Here is a 21,316-nt window from a genome sequence, read left to right as displayed (position 1 = left end):
TTGACCGGGTTCGCTGACGTGTCGTCGGCGACACAGCGTAGCGTTCGCGATCTTCGCGCCCGCAGCCGATTCCCCTCTGGGCCAGGACGGCAGGCAAGATGGGTGGGTGACCCTCATCGATCAGCTGCCGCCGACCGCCGACCCCGACGCCCTCTACGAAGCCTTCGAGTCGTGGGCCCAGGAGCGGGGTCTGACTCTGTACCCCCACCAGGAGGAGGCGCTGATCGAGGTGGTCTCCGGCGCGAACGTGATCGTGTCGACGCCCACCGGCTCCGGCAAGAGCATGATCGCCGCGGGCGCCCACTTCGCCGCGCTGGCCCGGGACGAGGTCACCTTCTACACCGCTCCGATCAAGGCGCTGGTCTCGGAGAAGTTCTTCGAACTGTGCAAGATCTTCGGCACCGAGAACGTCGGCATGCTGACTGGTGACGCGTCCGTCAACGCCGACGCTCCCGTCATCTGCTGCACCGCCGAGGTGCTCGCGTCGATCGCCCTGCGCGACGGCAAGCAGGCGGACGTCGGTCAGGTCGTCATGGACGAGTTCCACTTCTACGCGGAGGGGGACCGCGGCTGGGCCTGGCAGATCCCGATCCTGGAGCTCCCGCAGGCGCAGTTCATCCTGATGTCGGCGACGCTCGGCGACGTCTCGATGTTCGAGGAGGACCTCACCCGGCGCACCGGGCGCCCGACCTCGGTGGTCCGCTCGGCGACCCGTCCGGTGCCGCTGTCCTACGAGTACAAGCTCACCCCGCTCACCGAGACCCTGACCGAGCTGCTGGAGACCAGGCAGGCGCCGGTCTACATCGTGCACTTCACCCAAGCTCAGGCCGTGGAGCGGGCGCAGGCGCTGATGAGCATCAACATGTGCTCGCGCGAGGAGAAGGACCAGATTGCCGCGCTGATCGGCAACTTCCGCTTCACCACCAAGTTCGGCCGCAACCTCTCCCGTTACGTCCGGCACGGCATCGGTGTCCATCACGCCGGGATGCTGCCGAAGTACCGGCGACTGGTGGAGAAGCTCGCGCAGGCCGGTCTGCTGAAGGTCATCTGTGGCACGGACACGCTCGGGGTGGGCGTCAACGTCCCCATCCGCACGGTGCTGTTCACCGCTCTGACCAAGTACGACGGCAGCCGTGTCCGTACCCTGCGCAACCGGGAGTTCCACCAGATCGCGGGCCGCGCCGGGCGCGCCGGCTTCGACACGGCGGGCTTCGTCGTCGCCCAGGGTCCCGAGCACGTCATCGAGAACGAGAAGGCGCTCGCGAAGGCCGGCGACGACCCGAAGAAGCGCCGCAAGGTAGTCCGTAAGAAGGCGCCCGAGGGCTTCGTCGGCTGGACGGAGAACACCTTCGAGAAGCTCATCAGCTCCGAACCGGAGCCGCTGACGTCCCGCTTCCGGGTCACGCACACCATGCTCCTGTCGGTGATCGCCCGACCCGGCAACGCCTTCGAGGCGATGCGGCACCTGTTGGAGGACAACCACGAGCCGCGCAAGCAGCAGCTGCGGCACATCCGGCGCGCGATCGCGATCTACCGTTCGCTGCTGGACGGCGGCATCGTCGAGAAGCTCGACGAGCCGGACGCCACGGGACGCATCGTCCGCCTCACGGTCGACCTCCAGCAGGACTTCGCGCTCAACCAGCCGCTGTCCACCTTCGCGCTGGCCGCGTTCGAGCTGCTGGACCCGGAATCGCCCTCCTACGCCCTGGACATGGTGTCCGTCGTCGAGTCCACTCTGGACGACCCGCGGCAGATCCTGGTCGCCCAGCTGAACAAGGCGAAGGGCGAGGCCGTCGCCGCGATGAAGGCGGATGGCATCGAGTACGAGGAGCGCATGGAGCGCCTCCAGGACATCACGTACCCGAAGCCCCTGGAGGAGCTGCTCTTCCACGCGTACGACACGTACCGCAAGAGCCACCCCTGGGTCGGCGACCACCCGCTGTCGCCGAAGTCCGTCATCCGGGACATGTACGAACGGGCCATGTCCTTCACGGAGCTGGTGTCCTTCTACGAGCTGGCGCGCACCGAGGGCATCGTGCTGCGCTACCTCGCAAGCGCCTTCAAGACCCTCGACCACAACATCCCTGACGACCTCAAGTCCGAGGATCTGCAGGACCTGATCGAGTGGCTCGGCGAGATGGTGCGCCAGGTCGACTCCAGCCTGCTCGACGAGTGGGAGCAGCTGGCCAACCCGGAGGAGATGACCGCCGAGGAGGCCCAGGAGAAGGCCGACGAGGTCAAGCCGGTCACCACCAACGCCCGCGCCTTCCGCGTCCTCGTCCGCAACGCGATGTTCCGCCGCGTCGAGCTCGCCGCCCTCGACAACGTCGAGGAGCTGGGCGAGATGGACGCCGATGCCGGCTGGGACGCGGATGCCTGGGGCGAGGCGATGGACAAGTACTGGGACGAGTACGAGGACCTCGGCACCGGCCCTGACGCTCGCGGCCCCAAGCTGCTGGTGATCGAGGAGGAACCGGCGAACCGTCTGTGGCGGGTCCGCCAGATCTTCGACGACCCGAACGGCGATCATGACTGGGGCATCAGCGCGGAGATCGACCTCACTGCCTCCGACGCGGAGGGCCGCGCCGTGGTCCGCGTCACCGACGTAGGCCAGCTGTGAGCACAGGAGAATCCCACTCATGACGACGAACCCGGCCGAGAGACTCGTCGACCTGCTCGACCTGGAGCAGATCGAGGTCAACATCTTCCGAGGCCGCAGCCCGCAGGAGTCCCTGCAGCGGGTCTTCGGCGGCCAGGTGGCGGGCCAGGCGCTGATCGCCGCGGCGCGCACCACGGACGGGGACCGTCCGGTGCACTCGCTGCACGCGTACTTTTTGCGCCCGGGGCGGCCGGGCGTGCCGATCGTGTACCAGGTCGAACGGGTGCGGGACGGCAGGTCGTTCACGACCCGCCGGGTCACCGCCGTGCAGCAGGGCCGCACGATCTTCAATCTCACCGCCTCCTTTCACAAGCCTGAGCAGGGGAGCTTCGAGCATCAACTGCCGCCGGCACGCAAGGTCCCGGACCCGGAGTCGCTGCCGACGGTCACCGAGGAGATCCGGGAACATCTGGGCACGCTGCCCGAACAGTTGGAGCGGATGGCGCGCCGTCAGCCCTTCGACATCCGCTACGTGGACCGGCTGCGCTGGACAGACGAGGAGGTCAAGGGTGCCGAGCCGCGAAGTGCCGTGTGGATGCGCGCGGTCGGGCCGCTCGGCGACGACCCCGTCGTGCACACCTGCGCGCTGACCTACGCCAGCGACATGACGCTCCTGGATGCCGTCCGGATCCCGGTCGAACCGCTGTGGGGACCCCGGAGTTTCGACATCGCGTCGCTGGATCACGCGATGTGGTTCCACCGGCCGTTCCGCGCGGACGAGTGGTTCCTGTACGACCAGGAGTCGCCGATCGCTACCGGCGGGCGGGGCCTCGCGCGTGGGCGAATCTACGACATCGAGGGGCGCCTGCTGGTGTCCGTCGTCCAGGAGGGACTGTTCAGGGCGTTGTAGCCCGCGGACTCTTGCGCCGGAGCCAGCTCAGCAGGCCGCGCGGGGGTTCCGGCTCCACCGGCTGGGACGCACCGAGGTGACGTGCGTGGCGCGCCGGAGCCGGGGCCCGTTTCGCTGTCGGACGCGGCGCGGGCCGCCTCTCTCGCGCTTCCTCCAGAACCGCCGTCAGTTCGGCCCGCAGCAGGCCGATCTCGTCCGGGTTGTCCGCCGTCATGAGCCGCTGGGCGATGAGCGAGGAGGGTGAACCCGGTGCGCCGGACGCCGGTGGGCCTGGGCGGAAGCGGTTGATGTGGGAGCGCTCATAGGGGTCGGGGACGAGTTCGGCGATCTGGACGGGTTCGAGGAAGGCGGCCAGCGTGCCGGCGCTCTCCCACGGGTGCTCGGCCAGTCGCAGCAGGAATCCACGATGGCGGCCCCGCCAGTTGCGCGGACGCAGATCCACCCCCGCATCCAACATGCCGCGCAGCCCTTCGGGCATACGCCGGTCGTTCAGCAGTGGGCCGTTCTTCTCGTCGGCGGCGAACTGCTTGAGCTCCTCGGCCAGATACAGCCAGACCACGGCTCGATAGCGGTTCAAATACCACTTCACCGGCACCACCAGGCCCAGCCGTGCGAGGCGTGTGAACCTTCCGGGGGACACGTCGACGAGGTCCGCGCCCTCGGTCGTGCCCACCACCCGCACGCGGTCCACCAAGGACTCCGGGAAACCCCGCCCCGAACTCACCCGGTCGACCTCGGACCGCGGGACACGTCGGCCCCCGCCTCCCTCGTCGGGCACGGTCCGGATGAGGCCGAGATGGATGGCGAGGTCCAGCTCGCTTCGTTTCACCCCCAGTTCCCGGGCTGCGCGGCTCGGCGTGCAGGACAGGAGGTTGGGTTTCGTGATGGTGTCGCCTGACATGGTCGATCTCCCCCGCGGAGTCGGTTGCTCACGCTCTGTGCGTTCGCCGTGACAAAACCGTAGCCGCTCGGCCGGATCTCGTGGCGAGCCTGTGGATAACTCCGCGGGGGACGATGAACCAGCAGGTCAGAGGTCTGTGAGAGGTGCACGCTCGGGCTGTCGGGCGTCCACGTCTAGGTGCTCGCCGACCCGGTTGACGAGCAGGGTCATCTCGTAGGCGATCTGGCCGATGTCGACCTCCGCGCCGCTGAGCACGCACAGGCAACTGCCGGTACCCGCCGCCGTCACGAACAGCACGGCGTCGTCGAACTCGACCATCGTCTGGCGAACCTTGCCCGCTCCGAAGTGCCGTCCGGAACCCTTGGCCAGGCTGTGAAGCCCGGACGAGACGGCGGCGAGGTGCTCGGCGTCCTCGCGTCGCAGTCCCGTGCTCGCGCCCGTCACCAGACCGTCGTTGGACAGCACCAACGCGTGCCGCACATGGTCGACGCGCTCAGTCAGGTCGTCCAGGAGCCAGCCAAGTCCCTGGTTCTGCGCCATGATCCGGTCTCCCCGTGTAGATGTCTCCCCCTGCGCCGGAGGAACTCTTCGCCACCCTTCCCGACGATCCGGCCCTCGGGCAAGGAGGATGGGGGCATGGCGAAGAAGATGACCGATGAGGAATGGCGGGCGTTCGTCTCGCAGGGCACACGCACCGGAAAGCTGTCGACCGTGCGAGCCGACGGGAGCCCGCATGTGACGCCGATCTGGTTCGTGCTCGACGGGGAGGAGCTGGTGTTCAACACCGGCAAGTCGAGTGTCAAGGGACGCAATCTGATCCGTGACGGCCGACTGGCGCTGTGCGTGGACGACGACCGGCCGCCGTACGACTTCGTGGTGCTGCAGGGCCGCGCCCGCATTTCGGAGGATCTCGACGAGCTGAGGCATTGGGCAACTCGTATCGGGGCGCGCTACATGGGCGAGGAGCGCGCGGAGGAGTTCGGGGCCCGCAACGGCGTCCCGGGTGAACTCCTCGTCCGTGTCACGATCGACAAGGTCCTGGCGGAGAAGAGCGTCGCCGAATAGCAGCGGAGCGAACGCCGCTCGAAACAGGGGCCGGCAGCGGCTGAGGCGCCAGTCGGCTCACGAAGCCGGCCGGACCCTCATAGCCAGTCAGCCCACCGAGTCGAGCAGCCGGGCGGTGTGCATCCGCCCGGCGTACTCGACGAGCCGGATCAGCACCTCCTTCCCCGAATCGCGGTCGCGGGCGTCGCAGAGCACCACGGGCGTTCCCCGGTCCAGGTCGAGGGCGCGTGAGACGTCTTGTGCGCCGTAGCTGCGGGCGCCCGCGAAGCAGTTGACGGCCACGACGAACGGGATGTGCCGGTGCTCGAAGTAGTCCACTGCGGGGAAGCAGTCCTCCAGGCGCCGGGTGTCGGCGAGGACCACGGCGCCGAGGGCCCCCTGTGACAGTTCGTCCCACAGGAACCAGAAGCGGTCCTGGCCGGGGGTGCCGAAGAGGTAGAGGGACAGGCCGGACCGGATGGTGATGCGCCCGAAGTCCATGGCGACCGTCGTGGTGACCTTGTGGTCCACGCCATCGGTGTCGTCCACCCACTGCCCGGCTTCACTGAGCAGTTCTTCGGTGCGCAGCGGCCTGATCTCGCTGACCGCGCCCACCAGGGTGGTCTTGCCCACGCCGAATCCGCCGGCGACAAGTATCTTCAACGCGAGCGCGGCGGTCTCACCGTCGGTGGCGTCGGAGTGCTCGGAGACCATCGTTCACTTCTCTCGGGAGTGCCGGTATCGGTCGAGGTCACTGTGCGAAGGCAGCATCATGACAACTGCTGCTGCCCTTCGTGGGGTTGGACCGCTTCTTGCCGCCTGGTTCCGAAATGTCATCTACAGCGCCCGCAATCCTTCGATGACCTCGCGCAGAATCCGTTCGTCAGGAAGCTGCGCCGGAGGTACCGGACGGCTGACGGTGACGCAGCCGAGTTCCAGGAGGTCCCCCAGGAGCACCCTGACGACCCCCACGGGCAGATCGGCGCCCGCGGCGAGTTCGGCGACCGACTGGGTCTCCGGTCGGCAGAGTTCGATGAGAGCCCGGTGTTCCGGCCCGAGCGCGGTGTCGTCGTCGGCAGCGGGCGCGGCGGCGTCCAGGGTGACAAGGGCGATCAGATCGAAGCGCACGCCCGTGGGGCCGGGTCTGGTGCGCCCGCCCGTCATGGCGTACGGACGGACAAGGGGCCCGGCCTCGCCGTCGTACCACTGGCTGCCCTGCTCTCGCGGGGTGCCCGTCGTGTCCTCGGTCATGTGCGCGGACCGCCCTTCCGGCTCATCCCGCCGCGGGCGGTCGCGCGGCGGCGCGTGTCGGCGTGTAGAGGTGCTCGCCGACGCGCTTGACGAGTCGTGCCATCTCGTACGCCACCAGTCCGATGTCGGCGGTCACGGCGGTGAGGACGGCGAGACAGGAGCCGTCGCCGGCGGCGGCCACGAACAGGAAGGCGTCGTCCATCTCCACCATGGTCTGCCGCACGCCGCCGGCACCGAAGTGCCGGCCGGCACCCTTGGCCAGGCTGTGGAAGCCGGAGGCGACCGCGGCGAGGTGCTCGGCGTCCTCACGGCGGAGGTCGCTGGAGGCGCCCACGGCGAGCCCGTCGTTGGACAGCACGACGGCGTGCCGTACCTCCCTCACGCGCAGTACCAAGTCGTCCAGCAGCCAGTCGAGTTCACCGGACCGCTGGGCGGCCCTCATGCTCGGATCCTGCATCATGCGGGGTCTCCTTCGCTGCTGTCGCTGCGGGCTCTGGAATCGGGCGTGGCGCCGCGACCGGGCCGCCTGCCGCCGCCGCGCACCCAGCCCTCGCGGTAGGCCGCCATGCGGTCCCGGACGAGTTCGGGTGTGCGACGGCCGTCGTCGTCGGAGGCGGTCGTCCCTGCCGCCTCGTCGGGGCGTCCCTCGCGCAGTTGGGGGGCGAGGTTCGCCTGCCGTACGCGGCGTGGGAGGTCGTCGGAGGCTGCGGAGTCGTCCGGGGGCCGGTGCAGTCGCAAGGTGGTGACTCCCGGGGGTGGGGTGTCGGTGTGGGGCTGCGCCGCCGCCGGTGCGGGAGCCACCAGCGCGGGCCGGTCGGCGACCGCGTGGACGGCCTCCTGGTGCGGCTCGGCGGCGGGCACACGCGCGTACTCGTGTTCGGCGTGCCGATCGATGCCCGCCGGCTTCTCGGGGGAACGTTCCGCCGTGGCGTTGTGCAGTAGGGCCGTGGGCAGCAGGACGACCGCGGTGGTGCCGCCGTAGGGCGAGGTGCGCAGGTGCACCTTGATGGCGTGCCGGGACGCGAGTCGGCTGACCACGAAGAGGCCGAGCCGGTCGCTGTCGAACAGGTCGAGCGCCTCGGACTGTTCGATGCGCCGGTTGGCCTCGGCGAGGGTCTCCTTGCCCATGCCGAGGCCGCGGTCCTCGACCTCGACGGCGTAGCCGTTGCCGACGGGCTCGCCGGTGATGCGCACACGCGTGTGGGGAGGCGAGAACTGGGCGGCGTTCTCGACGATCTCCGCCAGCAGGTGGGTGAGGTCGGCGACGGCAGCGCCGATGACGGACGCCTCGGGGAGCTGTCGTACCTCCACGCGCGCGTAGTCCTCGACTTCGGAGACGGCAGCGCGGACCACGTTCGTCAGGGAGACAGGCATCCGCCAGGCCCGCCCGGGTGCCGCCCCGGAGAGGATGATCAAGCTCTCGGCGTGGCGTCGCATGCGGGTGGTGAGGTGGTCCAGCCGGAAGAGGTCGCTGAGTTCGTTCGGGTCGTCGGAGCGCCGCTCCATGCTGTCCAGCAGGCTCAGTTGACGGTGCACGAGGACCTGGCTGCGGCGGGCGAGGTTGACGAAGACGCCGGAGATTCCGCTGGCGAGTTCGGCGCGCTCGACGGCGGCGCGGAGCGCGGCTCGGTGGACGGTGCTCAGAGCCTCGCCGACCTGACCGGTCTCGTCCTCGGCGGGCGGTCCGGGCGGCGCCTCGGCCCGGATGTCGATCTCCTCCCCGGCGCGCAGCTTCCGCATGGCCTCAGGGAGTTTGCGCCGGGCGATCTCCAGGGCGCTGTTGCGCAGACTCACCAGTTCGACGACGAGGCCGCGACCGATGCGGACGGAGATCACGAGTGAGGCGGCCACGGCGGCGAGACCGAAGAGCACAGCGGCGCCGGCCGGGGTCAGCAGACCGCGGGTGAACGGGTCGGCGCGATCTGCGACGCCGCGCCCGGCGTCCTGCTCGATCGTCCGCATCGCGTCCTGCACGCGTGCGTGTGCCTGACCCCAGGTGGCTTCCCCGGCCGCGTCGATCGCCCGCGCGCCCGGTGCGGTGGCCAGGACCCTGTCCTCGACTGCGGCCACGGCCGCGTAGGCGCTGCCGTCTGCGAGGCTCTGCCAGGCCGCGCCCTCCGGGCCGCGCAGATCGGCGACGGCCGCCTCGATGAGGGTACGGCGGGTGCCGACGGCGCCGGTGAACAGCCGCAGCCGCTCGCCGTCGAGGCGCCCGGCGAGACGTGCGCTGTCCAGCACCACGTCCTCCTGCGCCAACGCCTCGCCCGCGCGGGCGAATTCGAGCAGTACGCGCGCGTCGGAGCCGAGCTCGGCGTCCTGGATGCCGGTGAGCGCGCCGCCCACCGAGAACGCGCTCGCGATGGTCGTCGTGTACCGCCCGTACGCCTCGTCCCAGCCGGCGCTGCCGTCCAGAACGGCACTGCGTACGGTGCTCAGCTGCTCGGCGCCGCTGACGAAGGCCTCAAGTCGCCGGGCCACGCCGACCGGGAGTTCCCCGCCGTCGGCGACCGTGTTCCGGTCGCCGAGCCGCAGCCGCGCCACCGCCTTGTCGGTGTCCTGCGCGAGCTTCTTGAAGTCGTCGCTCTGTCCGGCGGACGGGTCGGTCGCGTAGCGCACGGCGGCCTCGCGTTCCGCCTGCAGGGCAGCGACGGCAGTTGCGGTGGGCGCCCTGACGCCGGAGTCGACGCGCTGCAACTGGCGCAGCCTGGAGACGTCCTGGGCCGTCGTGACGGTGGCGTGGGCCCACAGGGCCAGAAGCGAGACGACCGGCACCATCAGCAGGCAGACGATCTTGGCTCGGACGGTGCGCGGACGAATGCGCCAGCGCTCCGCACGCGTGGGTGTGTCGTCGGGCGCCACGCCCAGGCTCTCGTCCGGGCCTTCGTCGGCCGGCGGTCCGGCATGGGCGCGGCGACCGCGCGCGGGGGGCGATGACGGCGTCCCGGCGCCGGCTGCGGTGGTCCTACGGGGTTTACGCATGGCCTCCTCGCTCGGAAGTGGTTCGGGGCGGGTGTTCCCGGGCCGTCCCCGGTCCGGGCCCGCCGCTAGCCCGCGACGCGCTCGACCGTTCCCTGGGCCGACGCGGATGCCGCGCGCTCCCCCGTGGTGGGCGACAGCGCGACGAAGGCGGAGGTCAGGAAGAGGTAGGACCCGAGGCCGACGGCGAGGGGGAAGATGAACTGCATCGCCGTGGCCCCGGGCAAGACATCACCGGCGGGGGTGACTTCCACGCCGACCGCGAACATCCCGGTGTAGTGCATGCTGCTGACCGCCGCGCCCATGATCAGGGAGGCGATGGTGACGGCGACGGGCGACTTAATGTTGAGCGCCGCCCACAGGGCTGCCGTCGCCGCGACGACTGCGATCAGGACGGACACTCCGACGAGGACGGGGTCGTAGGTCACCTCGCCGTGGAGTCGTACGGCGGCCATGCCCAGGTAGTGCATGCTCGCGACGCCGAGCCCGGTGGTGAGCCCTCCGAGGAACAGCGCGCGGGTCCGGTCACGGCTGTATCCGACCGCGAAGACGCCTGCGCAGACGACGGCCATGGCGACGAGGAGGCTCACGATGGTGAGCGGCACGTCGTAGCGGATGTCGGTGCCGCTGACGCTGAAGCCCAGCATGGCCACGAAGTGCATGGTCCAGATGCCGGTGCCGATCGCCGAGGCGGCGGTGATGAGCCAGTTGCGGCGCGACTTGCCGGTGGCGCCGAGGGCGCGGACGGTGCAGCGAAGTCCCAGCGCGGCGCCTATGCACGCCATCGCGTAAGACAGAACGGGGGTCAGCCAGCCGAGGGCGGCGTGGTCCAGGTGTCCCATGGCCCAGGGACGCTAGCCGGGGCAGGGGCGCGCGAGGGGGGCGCATTTCGAAAGCTGTTGGAATATGACATGGAGATGCAGCAGAACGATCGCGTCACGCTCGAACGTGTGCACAGCGGTGTCATCCGTGCCGGTGAGGGATCATGCGGAGCATGAGCGACGACCACACACATGTGCAGGAGTTCTTCGGGGCCCGCGCCGCCGGCTGGGACAGTCGGTTCCCCGACGACGGGCCCGCCTACGCGGCTGCGGCCGCCGCGCTCGGACTGCGCGCGGGGGATCGCGTGCTCGACGCCGGCTGCGGCACCGGGCGCGCCCTGCCGCCGCTGCGTGCCGCTGTGGGGCCCTCGGGGCTGGTCCTCGGCGCTGATCTGACCCCGGCCATGCTGGAGGCCGCCGTACGGGCCGGACGCGGCGCGGACGGGCAGTTGCTGCTCGCCGACGTGGCCGCGCTGCCTCTGCGGTCGGAGTCGCTGGACGCCGTGTTCGCGGCCGGCCTCATCGCGCACCTGCCCGATCCGGCGCAGAACTTGCGGGAGTTGGCACGTGTGGTGCGCGCCGGTGGCACCCTCGCCCTGTTCCACCCGATCGGCAGGGCGGCGCTGGCGGCACGCCAGGGCAGACAGATCACCCCGGACGACCTGCGGGCCGAACCCAACCTCCGGCCATTGCTGGCAGGTTCGGGGTGGCGCATGACGTCGTACGCCGACGAGGACGACCGATTCCTGGCGCTCGCCGCACGGGAGCCCTGAGGTCCCGGCTGCGAGGCCCTGCCGTCCCAGGGGAATTCGTACGCCGAGCTGAGCCGGTAGATCTCCGAGGCTTCGCGGAAAGGGTCCATCCGCCGGATCTGTTCGAGCCGCTCGAAGCGCTTCACCGCGCTGTCCCCCTTCTGTCGCGGAGGCTCCAACTCTACGTTGGGTATTGGAAGATGAAAGATCAGTCACGCAGGGGGAAGGCGGTCAATATGTGGAGCAGGGTGCGCGAGTCGGGTGCGAGAGTTCTCCGCTCATTTCGCACGGAGGCGGACACCGGCAAGGACAGGCGCACACACAATCTGTTCGAGGCCGCCGCCGTGTATGTGTCGGCCCGTGCGGAGGACGACCAGGAGCAGATCGACGAGGCGGCCGGCTGGGTGTCTCCGGAAGCGCTGTCGTTCGGGGTGAGCGAACTGGCGTGCCGGGCCGTCATCGCGCTGGCACGGGAACGCGACGAGTCGCCGCAGACTGTCGCCCGGACCCTCCTCGGGCTCCCGGCGGCCTGACGTCGCGGACGATCTCGGTCGATTCGCCCCGACCGGTCGGAAAACTGCAGCTCCGGGTGCGCCTGGGAGTCGTGACAAGCGGCTTCCGGTCGCACTAGGGTGCGCGCCGATGGACGAACCGATGGGGAGGCTGGGATGGCAGAGACGGACGAGGAGGCCGTCGCCGCCGCGGACGATGCGCTGGACGATGCGCTGTACGTGCTCACGGCGGTGCTGCTGACGCCGGCGAAGTTCCCGAGCGTGCTGGGCGACGACTACCCGGAGGCGTGCGCGGCGCTCGGTCTCGCGCCGCTCGCCGACGGATACGGCCTGGTCATCGGCCAGGACGGCGACGGCGCCCGGTGGACGGTCGTCATCGACGACGTCTCCTTGGTCGCGGTCGCCATCGCGTCCTGGGACTGCGGCATGGAGTACGACCTGTCGCCCGACGAACGTACGGTCGTGGCCGCGCTGCCCGGCTGGCCCCTCGCGGTGGCCGTCGCCGCCCCGAATGTGCCCGCGCCGCACGATCCCGAGCCCGACATCGCGGACGGTCCGCCACTCACGCCGCCGGACACGAGTGTGTGGGGGCCGGCCCAGCGGCGCCTGGGCGCCGACGAGATCGCCCTGCAGTGGGCGGTGTGGCGCGAGCAGATCGAGGACGCCGACTTCGCGACGCCGGGCGCCGGCGCCGCCAAGGACACGGACGACGCCGAGGACCAGGGACCAGAGGCCGAGAACGCCAAGAACGCTGAAAATGCCGAGACGGCCAGGACGGCCGAAAAGCAGGGCGGCCACAGCGGTATCCGGCGGGTCCTCGCCGAGGCACGCGCGTACGTGGAGTCCCCGCCACCCCTCGGTCGCGTCCGGTCCTCCTTCGCCTCGGGCGACGCACGGACCCTGCGCGCGGACGGTCCCGGCTGGTCGCTGGTCGCCAGGACCGACGACATCGCCTTCGTACTCCTCGACGACGAGCCCGGCGAGGTCCTGCCGGTGGGTCGCGGGGCGGAGCTGCCCTGGCTTCTGGAAGCACTCGACAAGATGGCTGTACGCCCCTCCTGAGCCCTCCCGGCACCCTCCTGAGCCCTCCCGGCACCCTCCTGACCTGCGTACCGAGCGGCGCGGCAGTGCGCCTGGACGGAACTGCCGGTGTCTGGTGACCCCATTCGGTGGCAGCGTCACATGTGGCCCCAACCCATGGATGGCACGGCAGCAGGACCGCACCATGAGGCAGCCTTCACGGCTCCGCTCCCTCATGTGCCCGTCCCTTCTGCCAGGAGGCCGTCATGCGCCTGTCCCGAGGTCTTCCGTTCCTCACCGCCACGCTGCTCGCCGGCGCCCTCAGCTGGCCGACTCCCGTAGCGGCCACGGCAGTCGGCGAGCAGCACTGCGCACGTCAGGAAGGCGTACGGGTGCCCGGCGCGGCCTACCAACAGAGCGCCTGCCTCCCGGATCTGACCACGTCGGGACTCGCCGGCACGCCGTACACCGACATGGCCGACCAGGCCGGGCTCACGGCACGGGGTACCCGGACCCCGACGGGGGTGCCCGGTATTCAGATCGACGGCTACTTCCCGGACTCCTCCCGCTTCAACGCCACGCACGGATGGCGTCACGACGCACAGTTCGTGATCCGACTGCCGGACCGCTGGAACGGCGGACTCGTCGTTACCGGCGCCCCCGGCACTCGCAGGCAGTACGCGACGGACACAGCGATCTCCGATCAGGTGCTCGCGCTCGGCTACGCCTACGCTGCGACCGACAAGGGCAACAACGGCTCCGACTTCTACCGCGACGGCAAGCGGCCGGGTGATGCGGTCGCCGAGTGGAACGCACGCACCACTCAGCTCACCCGGGCTGCCCGCAAGGCGGTGGCCCAGCGCTACGGGCAGGCTCCCCGTCGTACGTACATGACCGGCATCTCCAACGGTGGCTACCTCACCCGCTGGCAGCTGGAGAACCATCCCGAGTTGTACGACGGCGGCGTGGACTGGGAGGGCGCCCTGTGGACCGCGGACGGCCCCAACCTGCTCACCTCCCTGCCCACCGCGGTGGCTCGCATACTCGGCTCCGCGCGGGACGAGGACCTGTACGCGATCGGCTTCGCGCGCGGCTCCGAATTTCTGTGGCCCTATCACGAGCAGGCCTACTGGGGCGTCACGCAGAAGATCTACCGCGCCGAGTTCGACCCGGCGTACGACCCCGGTTGTCCGGGCCCATCCGCCGGGACCACGCCGGAGCAGATCCTGGCTCCGTGCGCCTCAGATGCCGCGTACGACTACGCATCGCGTCCGGCGTCCGTCCATCGCGCCGTGGCCCGCGTCGCTCTGACCGGGCGCATCGCAAGACCGCTGATCACGCTGCACGGCGACCTCGACGCGCTGCTGCCGAAAGCAGCCGACTCGGACGTGTACACACGCATGGTCGACGCGAGCGGGCGAGGCCCACTGCACCGGTACTTCACGATCGCGGGCGGCACGCATGTCGACGGGCTGTACGACACCTATCCGGACCGGCTCCGGCCGATCCTGCCCTGCTACCGGTCGGCCTTCGACACGCTGGTCGCGTGGGTGGAGCGGGGCACCCGACCGCCCGCGGACCGTACCGTCGGCAGGCCCGCGAGCGGCGATGTGCTCAATTCGTGCGCGCTGTCCACCCGGACCGCACCGACGGCCGGGCGATGATCAGCGACCGAGCTCCTTGCGCGTGGCGCGGCGCAGCCTGCGCCGCTGTGACGGGTCGAGCGTGAGGTACGCGGCGGCCGGGACTCCCAGGATTATCAGGAGCGCGGCCCACCAGGGCAGCCAGATCAACAGGATGAGACCGGCCGCCACACCTCCCGCGGCGATCTTCGCGTTCTTCGACATGTGCGTCGCCTCCTTCGCGGCCACTGCCGCTCTCTGTCCTGAAAACGGGCCCGCGCTTCCAGCGGTTCCGAACCGCGACCCTGAGACGACCCTGAGGTGCGGCCCTTACTGGTCCCGGAGACCGGTGCCGACTGAAGTCCGAGGTCCGAGGTCCGAGGTCCGGCACCCGGCACCCGGCACCCGGCACCCGGCACCCAGCACCCAGCACCCAGCACCCAGCACCCAGTGTCCGCTGTCCGAGGCCGATCGACTTACTGGATTCCGCACAAGTGAGATACCCATGCCGACCGGAGAGTGACACAGATCACAGATCCGGCATTTCGGACGGGCCGTCGATTGCTGTACCCTCGGCCCCTCAATCCAGGGTAGTCAAGTTTGAGGAGTGCTACAGAGCTGTGCCGAGGCTTCCCGAGGCAACACCGTTCGAGATCTCTGACCTGGCCGGGTGCTGTGCCGTGTTCGTACCCGGTGACCCGGCCCGCACCGGCCGGGTCGCCTTCTGGCGAGCCGAGGGGGGCACCGTTCCGCTCGCCTCAGCCGGATCCGTCGAGGACCTGACCGTCGCCCTGACCGGCGAGGACGGTGTCGAGCTGGTGAGCGTGCCGGCCGTCCTGCTGCCGGTGCGCGCCGCCCTGCCTGTGCTCACGCGTGCGCGCGCGTCCGATCAGGCTCACCGAGCAGGCGTCTTCTGGGGCACGGCGACTGTGCTCGCCCTGCAACTCGTCGCACGCGGACTGCTCCTGCCCGGCCTCTCGGCGGACGATCACGACGCCTGGCGAGCCGGTCCCCTGCGACCCGAGGACGTCGAACGTGTTCGCGCCCTCGCCGCCGCGATGCCACCCGAGGCGCACGCCGTGCCGCTGGGCGACCTGGAGCCGCTGGTGCTGCCGGATCCGGAGCGGCTGCTGCGGGCCTTCCTGGACGCGGTTGCCGACGCACTTCCCCGCTCCCCCGCCGCGAAGCTCGTCACAGGCGGTCCCTCCTACGCGGCCCAGGAGCCGCAGCGCGTGCCCGAACAGCGCGCATGGGCAGCCGATGTCGCCGCGGGCCACGACGCGGGCGTACGGCTCTCCCTGCGGCTCGAGGTGCCCGGCCTCGGCGCGGCGACACAGGATGACGGGACACTGTCGTTCCGGGCTGTTCTGCAGCTGCACAGCGTGAGTGATCCGGCGCTGGTCGCGGACGCCGCCACGGTGTGGGCGTCGCCCGGCGCCTTCGGCCCACGCGCGCGGCTGGACGCCCTGCTGGCACTGCGCCGCGCAGCTCGCGCCTGGGCGCCGCTTGCGCCGCTGCTGTCGGCGGCCGTGCCGGACGCGGTGGAACTGGCCGACGACGAGGTGACCGACCTCCTTCAGGAGGGCGCTCGGGCCCTCGCCGGAGCCGGCGTCGATGTGCACTGGCCCAAGGAGCTCACCCGCAACCTCACCGCCCGCGCGGTGATCGGCCCGCCGGACGAGGAGTCCGCGCCGGGCAGAGTGTCCTCGGACACCCCGTCGTTCCTGGCCGCCGACGCACTGCTCGCCTTCAACTGGTGGTTCGCCCTGGGCGACCAGCGGCTCACGCGCGGGGAGCTGGACCGGCTGGCGGAGGCGAACCGCCCCGTGGTGCGGCTGCGCGACCAGTGGGTCCTCGTCGACCCTCAGGAGGTGCGCCGCGCCCGCGCGCAGCAGGACCACAAGGTGACACCCATCGACGCGCTCGGCGCCGCGCTGACGGGCTCCACCGAGGTGGACGGCCGCCAGGTGGAGGTCCGGCCCACGGGCTGGCTGGCGGCGCTGCGCGAGCGCCTCACGGACCCGGAGGGGCAGGACCCGGTGGCCCAGCCTGCCGCGCTCGCGGCCACACTGCGCGACTACCAGCGGCGCGGCCTGAGCTGGCTGGCCCGGATGACGTCCCTCGGCCTGGGCTGCTGTCTGGCCGACGACATGGGCCTCGGCAAGACGATCACTCTCATCGCGCTGCATCTGCACCGGCAGTCCGACGCCTCGTCCGCCGGCCCGACGCTGGTCGTGTGTCCGACCTCCCTGATGGGCAACTGGCAGCGCGAGATCGAGAAGTTCGCGCCCGGCACGCGCGTGCGCCGCTTCCACGGGCCACGGCGTGACCTGGCTGCCCTGGCGGACGGGGAGTTCGTGCTCACCACGTACGGCACGATGCGGCTGGACGCACGTCGGCTCGCCGAGGTGCCCTGGGGCATGGTCGTCGCGGACGAGGCCCAGCACGTGAAGAACCCGTACTCGGCGACCGCGCGGGAGCTGCGCTCGATCGGCGCACGCGCACGCGTGGCGCTCACCGGCACGCCGGTGGAGAACAACCTGTCGGAACTGTGGGCGATCCTCGACTGGACGACGCCCGGCCTGCTGGGCCGCCTCGGCACCTTCCGCACGCGGTACGCCCAGGCCGTCGAGGGCGGCCAGAATCCGGCTGCCGCGGAGCGACTCGCCCGGCTGGTACGCCCGTTCCTGCTGCGCCGGCGCAAGTCGGATCCGGGGATCGCGCCAGAGCTCCCGCCGAAGACGGAGACCGATCGCGCCGTGTTCCTCACCACGGAGCAGACGGGTCTGTACGAGGCAGTGGTCCGCGAGACGCTCGCGGAGATCTCCGGCGCCGACAGCATGGCGCGGCGCGGCCTGATCGTGAAGCTCCTGACGGGCCTGAAGCAGATCTGCAACCACCCGGCGCAGTTCCTCAAGGAGGGGCGGCCGAGGATCGCCGGGCGCTCGGGGAAGCTGGAGCTGCTGGACGAGTTGCTCGACACCATCCTCTCCGAGGGGGCGAGCGTCCTGGTCTTTACGCAGTACGTGCGTATGGGACGCCTCATCGAACAGCATCTGGCGGCTCGTGGCATGCCCTCGCAGTTCCTGCACGGCGGAACCCCGGTGGCCGAACGTGAGGCCTTGGTTCGGCGCTTCCAGGACGGTGAAGTGCCCGTCTTCCTGCTGTCCTTGAAGGCCGCGGGAACCGGCCTGAACCTCACCCGCGCCGAGCACGTCGTGCACTACGACCGCTGGTGGAACCCCGCGGTCGAGGCGCAGGCCACCGACCGCGCGTACCGCATCGGCCAGACCCGGCCCGTACAGGTGCACCGGCTGATCGCCGAGGGAACCATCGAGGACCGTATCGCCGAGATGCTGAGCCGCAAGCGGAAACTGGCAGACGCGGTGCTCGGCGCGGGCGAGGCAGCACTCACCGAGCTGACGGACGCGGAGCTGGCCGATCTGGTGGAACTGCGAGGGGGCACCCGATGAATCGACACGACGGTGAGATGGAGCGCACGTTCGCCGCGCTGCCGCCCGCGCACGGGCGGGGATTCGCACAGACATGGTGGGGACAGGCCTGGCTGCAGGCGCTGGAGGAGTCGGCACTGGACTCGGGGCAGCTCAAGGCCGGCCGCAGGCTCGCCCGCGCGGGAGCGGTCGGCGCGGTGTCGGTGCGCCCCGGCCGCATCACGGCGATCGTGCAGGGTCGCGACCGTACGGCGCACCGGGCCGACGTGCTGCTGGAGGAGCTGTCCACGGATCAGTGGGACCGCTTCCTGGACATGGCCGTCGAGCGGGCCGGGCATGTCGCCGCGCTGCTGGACCGCGACATGCCACCGCACCTGGTGGAGGACGCTGCCGCCAGGGGCATCGAACTGCTGCCGGGCATGGGTGATCTGGAGCCCGAGTGCGGCTGCGGCGCCTGGGACCACTGCGGGCACACGGCGGCCCTCTGCTACCAGGTGGCACGGCTGTTGGACCAGGACCCCTTCGTCCTGCTCCTGATGCGCGGACGGGGCGAGCGCGACCTCCTGGACGACCTGCAGGCCCGCAGCGCCGCCCCCGCGACCCCGTCGTCCGAGGCGTCCGAGGCGCCCACCTCTCCCGATGCGGTGGGCGTGGACGCCGCTGAGGCGTATGCGACCGGCGACATCCTGCCGCCGCTGCCCGCGCTGCCCGAGTTGCCCGCCGAGCCGGGAGTACCGCCGTCCTTGGACACCGAGACGCCTCCCGCGCCCGGCGTCGATCCGGCTGCGCTGGAGTTCCTGGCTGCCCAGGCCGCCGCCGAAGCGCACCGCATGCTCGCGGAAGCGCTGCGGCCGGGTCCGGGACAGCAGGTCGTGGAAGCGGAGTTGACGCTCGGCCAGGACGCGGTGCGCCTCGCCGCGGGCGCCCCGCTCGCCGACGTGGCGGAGCGGCTGGCAGACGGATCGGGACGCGGCCGGGAAGGGCTGGCGACGGCCGTACGCGCCTGGCAACTCGGAGGAGTCGTCGCGCTGTCCGTGCTCGACGAGGAGTGGACCGTCGAGGGCGAAACGCTCGCACGCGCGCGTACCGCCCTGGACTCCGCCTGGGACAAGGACGAACGGCCGTCGCTGCGCGCGAAGGGCAACCGCTGGACGGTCGTCGGCGCGCCGCGTCAGCTGCGCCTGGGACAGGACGGACGGTGGTGGCCGTACCGCAAGGAAGGGAGTCGCTGGGTGCCCGCAGGGGGCCCTGCACAGGATCCGGCAACGGCTCTGGCCGCGGCGCAGGCGGGGACCGAGGAGGCGGCACAGCCGTAGGTCATGCCGGGCGGCTCCGACGAGCACCCCTCCTGGACTGAGAGCCGTCTCGGCTCGGCTGAGAGCGACCTCGGCTCGACGAGTGGCCGTCGCCCCGTGTTCATCCCTCGGACGAATTACGTTCCGCCTGAGCTCCAAATCTGGCCGCTGTCAAACAACTTGGTCTTCAGGAGGCCCGATGTCCCCGCACGCCACCGGCCGGCGCCACGCCCAACGTCTCGTCGCCGGCGGCGTACCCCTCGCCGTGCTCGCGGCGCTCGCGGCCACCGGGCCCGCCGCCGGCGCGGGGAACGAGGGCGGCATCGCAAGCAAGGGCCGCGCCGCACACGTCGTGCACACGGCGACGCTCGGCGACATCCCGCTCGGCGCGTTCAGCAACGCCTTGCTGCCCGGCAGCGTGGGCAACGACCGGGGTGTGGACCTGGGCGGCATCGGCAGCGACATCTACCCGGCGGGCCGCAAGGGCGAGTTCTGGACCGTCACCGACCGCGGCCCCAACGGCCAGATCAAGGTGGACGGCACGAAGCGGCGGACGTTCCCCGTGCCCGGCTTCGATCCGGCGATCGTGAAGATCCGGGTGACCGGAGGCACCGTGCGGGTGCTGGACGCGATCCCGATCACGACGACGTCCGGGAAGCCCGTCACCGGGCTGTCGAACCAGGAGGGCCGCGACGAGGCGCCGTACTCCTATGACGCGCGGACACCTCTGGCGTTCAATCCGAACGGGCTGGACACCGAGGGCATCGTGCGCGCCGCTGACGGGAGCTTCTGGCTCGTCGACGAGTACGGGCCCTCCCTTGTGCACGTCTCCGCGCGCGGGAAGGTCCTCGCGCGCTACGTGCCCGAGGGGCTCCGCCTCACCGGCGCGGGCTACCCGGTGGTGGAGGCGCTGCCCTCCGTCCTGCTGCACCGGAAGATCAACCGTGGCTTCGAAGGGCTCGCCCAACTGCCCGGCGGCGACCTGGTGATGGCCGTGCAGAGCCCGCTGTCGCTGCCGGACACGGATGCCGGGGAGGCTTCTCGCACCACGCGCCTGCTGCGCTTCTCGCCGAAGAAGAGGGCGGTCACCGCGGAGTACGCGTACCGCTTCGACCCGGTGAACGTGGTGGACCCGAGCGAGGACGACACGTCCGAGCTGAAGATCTCCTCGGTCGTGGCCGTGGGCGGCAACCGGCTGCTGGTCGAGGAGCGCACCGACAAGGCCGCGCGGCTGCACCTGGTGCGTCTGGACCGTGCGGCGAACATCCTCGGCGGTCCCTGGGACGACGACACGACGTCACCGGCGCTGGAGCAGCTCGACGACCCGGCGGCCTCGGGTGTGCCGGTGCTGTCCAAGCGGCTGGTCGTCGACCTGGGCACGGTCAAGGGTGTGCCCGGGAAGATCGAGGGCATCGCGCGCGTGGACCGCGACACGCTGGCCCTCATCAACGACAACGACTTCGGGATGACGGACGGCGAGGGTGCGTTCGACGCACAGGGCAGGCTCGTCGACAGCGGTATCGAGACGTCGGTGATCTACGTGCGACTGCCGCGCGGCATCTGACGGCCTGGGGCAGTTCGCCCGCCGGGGACGCGAGCGGCGCCCTAGGGCAGTTCGTCCGGAAGCGACGGGAGCAGCGATTCGAGATCACTCGGAAAGCCGCTCGGCAGCTCGGTGGGGAACCCCGACGGCAGTTCGGTCGGGAACCCCGACGGCAGTGATGTCGGCAGCTCGCTCGGCAGCTTGCTGGGAAGCTCGGTCGGGATGCTGAAGGACGGCCTGGGCGAGCTGCTCGTGCTCTCGGCGGGCGTCTTCTCGTCGGGCGAGTCGTCGTTGCCGGAGGTCATCAGCACCACGGCCACGACTGCTCCGACCACCACGATCGCGGCGAGCAGGATGAACAGCGGAGTACGCCGCCTTGGTGCGCCGCCTCCGTCGGGTGATTCCGGGGGCGGCCAATCACCGTACGTGGGTGGGCCGCTGTCTCCCGGAGGCGGACCGTAGCCTCCAGGAGGCGGTCCGAAGCCACCGCCCGGAGGCGGCGTGTCACCCGGCGGTCCCGGCGGCTGAGGCGGTACGGGCGGCATGGCCATACCGACAAGCCTCGCCTCGTCCCGGTCAGGACGCGAGCTCTTCTTGGGAGTTGGTACGGGCCCATGC

The 21,316-nt window shown here is 70.8% G+C and carries 19 protein-coding genes and 1 pseudogene; 10 read left to right on the top strand and 10 right to left on the bottom strand.

Features of this window, described 5'->3' with window-relative positions; all coding sequences use genetic code 11:
• The first annotated feature begins 106 nt into the window (after nt 1-106).
• Nucleotides 107-2,620: a DEAD/DEAH box helicase gene (locus OHT51_RS36800; protein ID WP_328883214.1), complete on the top strand. Its 2,514-nt coding sequence runs from the start codon at nt 107-109 to the stop codon at nt 2,618-2,620.
• 19 nt (nt 2,621-2,639) lie between these two features.
• On the top strand, nt 2,640-3,509 hold the full coding sequence (locus OHT51_RS36795) for an acyl-CoA thioesterase (protein ID WP_328883213.1): 870 nt from the start codon (nt 2,640-2,642) through the stop codon (nt 3,507-3,509).
• On the opposite strand, the gene OHT51_RS36790 is transcribed toward OHT51_RS36795, so the two are convergent.
• Entirely contained in the window at nt 3,496-4,410 is a 915-nt protein-coding gene (locus OHT51_RS36790; protein WP_328883212.1) for a DUF6397 family protein, read from the bottom strand. The genes OHT51_RS36795 and OHT51_RS36790 overlap by 14 nt on opposite strands.
• 126 nt (nt 4,411-4,536) lie before the next feature.
• Nucleotides 4,537-4,950: a roadblock/LC7 domain-containing protein gene (locus OHT51_RS36785; protein WP_328883211.1), complete on the bottom strand. Its 414-nt coding sequence runs from the start codon at nt 4,948-4,950 to the stop codon at nt 4,537-4,539.
• A 96-nt stretch (nt 4,951-5,046) separates the two neighbouring features.
• Between OHT51_RS36785 and OHT51_RS36780 the strand changes: the two genes are divergently transcribed.
• A complete protein-coding gene (locus OHT51_RS36780) occupies nt 5,047-5,475 on the top strand; it encodes a PPOX class F420-dependent oxidoreductase (RefSeq protein WP_328883210.1) in 429 nt (142 codons plus the stop codon).
• An 87-nt stretch (nt 5,476-5,562) separates the two neighbouring features.
• On the opposite strand, the gene OHT51_RS36775 is transcribed toward OHT51_RS36780, so the two are convergent.
• The 5 genes from OHT51_RS36775 to OHT51_RS36755 all read right to left on the bottom strand — a co-directional run bounded on the left by OHT51_RS36775 (nt 5,563) and on the right by OHT51_RS36755 (nt 10,523).
• The gene (locus OHT51_RS36775) at nt 5,563-6,168 is read right to left on the bottom strand and encodes a GTP-binding protein (protein WP_328883209.1); all 606 of its coding nucleotides are present in this window, start codon (nt 6,166-6,168) and stop codon (nt 5,563-5,565) included.
• Nucleotides 6,169-6,291: 123 nt separating this feature from the next.
• The gene (locus OHT51_RS36770; protein ID WP_328883208.1) at nt 6,292-6,705 is read right to left on the bottom strand and encodes a DUF742 domain-containing protein; all 414 of its coding nucleotides are present in this window, start codon (nt 6,703-6,705) and stop codon (nt 6,292-6,294) included.
• A 22-nt stretch (nt 6,706-6,727) separates the two neighbouring features.
• Nucleotides 6,728-7,165, bottom strand: coding sequence for a roadblock/LC7 domain-containing protein (locus OHT51_RS36765; RefSeq protein ID WP_328883207.1), 438 nt, complete (start codon nt 7,163-7,165; stop codon nt 6,728-6,730).
• Entirely contained in the window at nt 7,162-9,684 is a 2,523-nt protein-coding gene (locus OHT51_RS36760; RefSeq protein ID WP_328883206.1) for a sensor histidine kinase, read from the bottom strand. The genes OHT51_RS36765 and OHT51_RS36760 overlap by 4 nt, the downstream gene beginning before the upstream one ends.
• Before the next feature lie 65 nt (nt 9,685-9,749).
• Nucleotides 9,750-10,523 (bottom strand): MHYT domain-containing protein, encoded by a 774-nt coding sequence (locus OHT51_RS36755; RefSeq protein WP_328883205.1) that lies wholly within the window; start codon nt 10,521-10,523, stop codon nt 9,750-9,752.
• A 152-nt stretch (nt 10,524-10,675) separates the two neighbouring features.
• Between OHT51_RS36755 and OHT51_RS36750 the strand changes: the two genes are divergently transcribed.
• Nucleotides 10,676-11,275 (top strand): class I SAM-dependent methyltransferase, encoded by a 600-nt coding sequence (locus OHT51_RS36750; RefSeq protein WP_328883204.1) that lies wholly within the window; start codon nt 10,676-10,678, stop codon nt 11,273-11,275.
• 23 nt (nt 11,276-11,298) lie between these two features.
• Here OHT51_RS36750 and OHT51_RS36745 read toward each other — a convergent pair.
• Nucleotides 11,299-11,400, bottom strand: a pseudogene (locus OHT51_RS36745) (oxygenase MpaB family protein); the annotation flags it as partial.
• A 90-nt stretch (nt 11,401-11,490) separates the two neighbouring features.
• On the opposite strand from OHT51_RS36745, the gene OHT51_RS36740 reads away from it, so the two are divergent.
• From OHT51_RS36740 to OHT51_RS36730, 3 genes are all read left to right on the top strand, one after another.
• Nucleotides 11,491-11,787 (top strand): hypothetical protein, encoded by a 297-nt coding sequence (locus tag OHT51_RS36740; RefSeq protein ID WP_328883203.1) that lies wholly within the window; start codon nt 11,491-11,493, stop codon nt 11,785-11,787.
• Nucleotides 11,788-11,922: 135 nt separating this feature from the next.
• Complete coding sequence (locus OHT51_RS36735; protein ID WP_328883202.1) at nt 11,923-12,828, top strand: hypothetical protein; 906 nt, start codon at nt 11,923-11,925, stop codon at nt 12,826-12,828.
• Nucleotides 12,829-13,052: 224 nt separating this feature from the next.
• Entirely contained in the window at nt 13,053-14,450 is a 1,398-nt protein-coding gene (locus OHT51_RS36730) for a tannase/feruloyl esterase family alpha/beta hydrolase (protein WP_328883201.1), read from the top strand.
• On the opposite strand, the gene OHT51_RS36725 is transcribed toward OHT51_RS36730, so the two are convergent.
• Nucleotides 14,451-14,633 (bottom strand): hypothetical protein, encoded by a 183-nt coding sequence (locus OHT51_RS36725; protein WP_031114931.1) that lies wholly within the window; start codon nt 14,631-14,633, stop codon nt 14,451-14,453.
• A 395-nt stretch (nt 14,634-15,028) separates the two neighbouring features.
• On the opposite strand from OHT51_RS36725, the gene OHT51_RS36720 reads away from it, so the two are divergent.
• The 3 genes from OHT51_RS36720 (at nt 15,029) to OHT51_RS36710 (ending at nt 20,719) form a co-directional block, all read left to right on the top strand.
• Entirely contained in the window at nt 15,029-17,881 is a 2,853-nt protein-coding gene (locus OHT51_RS36720) for a DEAD/DEAH box helicase (protein ID WP_328883200.1), read from the top strand.
• The gene (locus OHT51_RS36715) at nt 17,878-19,176 is read left to right on the top strand and encodes an SWIM zinc finger family protein (RefSeq protein WP_328883199.1); all 1,299 of its coding nucleotides are present in this window, start codon (nt 17,878-17,880) and stop codon (nt 19,174-19,176) included. The genes OHT51_RS36720 and OHT51_RS36715 overlap by 4 nt, the downstream gene beginning before the upstream one ends.
• A 178-nt stretch (nt 19,177-19,354) precedes the next feature.
• Nucleotides 19,355-20,719 (top strand): esterase-like activity of phytase family protein, encoded by a 1,365-nt coding sequence (locus OHT51_RS36710; protein ID WP_328883198.1) that lies wholly within the window; start codon nt 19,355-19,357, stop codon nt 20,717-20,719.
• Nucleotides 20,720-20,760: 41 nt separating this feature from the next.
• Here the strand turns inward: OHT51_RS36710 and OHT51_RS36705 are convergent, their stop codons facing one another.
• Nucleotides 20,761-21,036: a hypothetical protein gene (locus OHT51_RS36705; RefSeq protein ID WP_328883197.1), complete on the bottom strand. Its 276-nt coding sequence runs from the start codon at nt 21,034-21,036 to the stop codon at nt 20,761-20,763.
• Nucleotides 21,037-21,316 lie beyond the last annotated feature (280 nt).

Origin of the sequence: Streptomyces sp. NBC_00299, assembly GCF_036173045.1 — a bacterium.
Taxonomy (GTDB): Bacteria; Actinomycetota; Actinomycetes; order Streptomycetales; family Streptomycetaceae; genus Streptomyces; species Streptomyces machairae.
This window is presented reverse-complemented; position numbering and strand designations above follow the sequence as displayed.

What these genes read in the sequence shown, in the direction of transcription:
- OHT51_RS36780 (WP_328883210.1), top strand. Translation starts at nt 5,047, where the DNA reads ATGGCGAAGAAGATGACCGATGAGGAATGGCGGGCGTTCGTCTCGCAG.
- OHT51_RS36755 (WP_328883205.1), bottom strand. Translation starts at nt 10,523, where the DNA reads ATGGGACACCTGGACCACGCCGCCCTCGGCTGGCTGACCCCCGTTCTG.
- OHT51_RS36730 (WP_328883201.1), top strand. Translation starts at nt 13,053, where the DNA reads ATGCGCCTGTCCCGAGGTCTTCCGTTCCTCACCGCCACGCTGCTCGCC.
- OHT51_RS36795 (WP_328883213.1), top strand. Translation starts at nt 2,640, where the DNA reads ATGACGACGAACCCGGCCGAGAGACTCGTCGACCTGCTCGACCTGGAG.
- OHT51_RS36765 (WP_328883207.1), bottom strand. Translation starts at nt 7,165, where the DNA reads ATGATGCAGGATCCGAGCATGAGGGCCGCCCAGCGGTCCGGTGAACTC.
- OHT51_RS36750 (WP_328883204.1), top strand. Translation starts at nt 10,676, where the DNA reads ATGAGCGACGACCACACACATGTGCAGGAGTTCTTCGGGGCCCGCGCC.
- OHT51_RS36760 (WP_328883206.1), bottom strand. Translation starts at nt 9,684, where the DNA reads ATGCGTAAACCCCGTAGGACCACCGCAGCCGGCGCCGGGACGCCGTCA.
- OHT51_RS36770 (WP_328883208.1), bottom strand. Translation starts at nt 6,705, where the DNA reads ATGACCGAGGACACGACGGGCACCCCGCGAGAGCAGGGCAGCCAGTGG.
- OHT51_RS36710 (WP_328883198.1), top strand. Translation starts at nt 19,355, where the DNA reads ATGTCCCCGCACGCCACCGGCCGGCGCCACGCCCAACGTCTCGTCGCC.
- OHT51_RS36735 (WP_328883202.1), top strand. Translation starts at nt 11,923, where the DNA reads ATGGCAGAGACGGACGAGGAGGCCGTCGCCGCCGCGGACGATGCGCTG.
- OHT51_RS36740 (WP_328883203.1), top strand. Translation starts at nt 11,491, where the DNA reads ATGTGGAGCAGGGTGCGCGAGTCGGGTGCGAGAGTTCTCCGCTCATTT.
- OHT51_RS36725 (WP_031114931.1), bottom strand. Translation starts at nt 14,633, where the DNA reads ATGTCGAAGAACGCGAAGATCGCCGCGGGAGGTGTGGCGGCCGGTCTC.
- OHT51_RS36715 (WP_328883199.1), top strand. Translation starts at nt 17,878, where the DNA reads ATGAATCGACACGACGGTGAGATGGAGCGCACGTTCGCCGCGCTGCCG.
- OHT51_RS36775 (WP_328883209.1), bottom strand. Translation starts at nt 6,168, where the DNA reads ATGGTCTCCGAGCACTCCGACGCCACCGACGGTGAGACCGCCGCGCTC.
- OHT51_RS36790 (WP_328883212.1), bottom strand. Translation starts at nt 4,410, where the DNA reads ATGTCAGGCGACACCATCACGAAACCCAACCTCCTGTCCTGCACGCCG.
- OHT51_RS36785 (WP_328883211.1), bottom strand. Translation starts at nt 4,950, where the DNA reads ATGGCGCAGAACCAGGGACTTGGCTGGCTCCTGGACGACCTGACTGAG.